The organism is Escherichia sp. R1 (assembly GCF_003000935.1).
GTDB lineage: Bacteria > Pseudomonadota > Gammaproteobacteria > Enterobacterales > Enterobacteriaceae > Escherichia > Escherichia coli.
This window is the reverse complement of record NZ_PSRU01000083.1, coordinates 1-741: the sequence shown is the minus strand read 5'-3', so window position 1 is coordinate 741 and position 741 is coordinate 1. Positions and strand designations below refer to the sequence as shown.

The following is a 741-nucleotide window of genomic DNA, read 5'->3' as shown; positions in this document are numbered from 1 at the left end:
CCTGCCACCATTCCTGACGGCCCCCAGTAGATAAACCACATTGCACATCCCCAGGAAATGCCCCATAAGCCCCCCGTCAGCACCGTGACCTGCCAGAACGGCATAAAGGGTAATGGCGGAAGCCGGATACCCAGCCGCCATAGAATACGCAGAAGAGGAGGGGCATAATTGCTCCGCCACATCTTTTTGCTGTCCATCAGGGCAATGGCCCGGGCTTTTTTCTGCTCAAAGGTCACAGGAGCACCTCCGTTCCATGATGTAAACGTGACACAGCTTATTGTTATTGATTATTATTATCATGCTGTGGTTATGTTGTCATGCATCAGTACACTGACAAAAGTGCAAAAGAAAGGAAAACAGGCAGATGAACAGAAAATATTATTTTAATAATATGTGGTGGGGATGGGTGACGGGGGGATATATGCTGTATATGTCATGGGATTATGATTTTAAATACAGATTACTGTTCTGGTGTATTTCTCTCTGCGGAATGGTTTTGTATCCGGTTGCAAAATGGTATATTGAAGATACAGCTCTGAAATTTACCCGGCCTGATTTCTGGAACAGCGGTTTTTTTGCTGATACACCTGGAAAAATGGGATTGCTTGCTGTTTATACGGGTACTGTTTTCATATTATCTCTTCCGTTAAGTATGATATATATTCTTTCTGTTATTATAAAAAGGCTGTCTGTAAGATAGACAGCCTGTCTTATATTTTATTTAAATACCCCAGAACTTAT

2 protein-coding genes are annotated in these 741 nt (G+C 42.5%); one reads left to right on the top strand and one right to left on the bottom strand.

Annotated elements, in window-relative coordinates; translation table 11 throughout:
- Positions 1-236 (bottom strand): DUF6404 family protein (locus C4F37_RS27195; protein WP_053002104.1); only part of this gene is annotated, 236 nt, incomplete at its 3' end.
- 128 nt (positions 237-364) lie between these two features.
- Here C4F37_RS27195 and C4F37_RS27185 point away from each other — a divergent pair.
- Positions 365-700: a colicin 1A immunity protein gene (locus C4F37_RS27185; protein ID WP_001080730.1), complete on the top strand. Its 336-nt coding sequence runs from the start codon at positions 365-367 to the stop codon at positions 698-700.
- The last annotated feature ends 41 nt before the right edge of the window (positions 701-741 follow it).